Consider the following 744-nt stretch of genomic DNA (forward strand, 5'->3'; position numbering starts at 1 on the left):
GATTATCCTCTCTTGGGCACTTACTGATGATACGCTTCACATCAGGAATGAAGCCCATGTCCAGCATACGGTCAGCTTCATCTATAACCAAAAAGTCGATCTGATCCAGATACAAATCATTGCTGTTGAGGAAGTCGATCAGACGCCCTGGTGTCGCAACCAAAATATCGATAACGGTATTGCGCACATAATCTTTTTGCTTTTGGTAGTCGATGCCGCCCAGCACTGAATAAATCGACATATCCATATGTTTAGTCAGGGCAACAGCATCTTTCTCTATCTGCAGCGCCAGCTCTCGTGTTGGCGCAATAATCAGTGCTCTGGGTTCACTTGCATAACGATCACCTTTTGGCACAGGTCGAGATAGCAAGTCATTAATAATGGTAATCAGGAAGGCTGCAGTTTTGCCGGTGCCCGTAGCAGCCTTACCAATGGCGTCATAGCCTTTTAAAGTGTGAGGTAGAGATTCTGCCTGAATGTCGCTGCAATATTCATATTTCAGATCAGCGATGCCATGCAATAAGTCATTTTGCAAACCTAAATCGTGAAAGCGGGTCTTGCCTTCCTCGGGCGCTACGACATATTGCTCAGCACTCCAAGCCTGTTTTTTTGGCGCTACACTCGCCCCTTGTTCTTGTACATTAGCTTGAGCGCTTCCTTTCTTGCCACCTTTGTGTTGAGGCTTACCTGCTGTTTCAGGTTTTGGGTGTTTCTTTGCTTGAGGTTTATTGGCGCCCCCTTCTT

Annotated in this window: 1 protein-coding gene; it reads right to left on the reverse strand. The window is 46.4% G+C overall.

All coding sequences use genetic code 11. The features are described from left to right. Positions 1 to 744 (reverse strand): DEAD/DEAH box helicase (locus A3729_RS26375; RefSeq protein WP_231877510.1); only part of this gene is annotated, 744 nt, incomplete at both ends.

The organism is Oleiphilus sp. HI0043 (assembly GCF_001634935.1).